Here is a 321-nt window from a genome sequence, read left to right on the forward strand (position 1 = left end):
CCCCGTCCACGGCGCGGATCGGCGCACCCGGACCGGCGGGCCGGGTGCGCGGACCGGGCTAGCTGAAGCAGAGATCGGCCAGGGAGAGCGTGGGGGCGGTGGGGGTGACGGGGATTGAGCGGCTGGCGTTGGTGGTGGGGATGTCGTTGTTGTGGCGGTGGCCCGACCTCTCGGTGGTCTTGCGCGTCTGCGTCCGGGTCGGGGTGATGTTGCTCGGCCGGATCGTCGAGATCGGCGTCATGCAGCAGGTCTTCGGCAACCGGGCGGACCCGTACACCAAGGCGCTGCTCTCCGCCGTCCCGCTGCCGGATCCGGCGGCGG

At 72.6% G+C, this 321-nt stretch carries 1 pseudogene; it reads left to right on the forward strand.

Annotated elements, in window-relative coordinates:
- Nucleotides 1-104: 104 nt before the first annotated feature.
- Nucleotides 105-321, forward strand: a pseudogene (locus PUR61_RS02285) (peptide ABC transporter ATP-binding protein); the annotation flags it as partial.

It is taken from the genome of Streptomyces sp. BE20, from assembly GCF_036322525.1.
In the GTDB taxonomy this organism is placed as follows: Bacteria; Actinomycetota; Actinomycetes; order Streptomycetales; family Streptomycetaceae; genus Kitasatospora.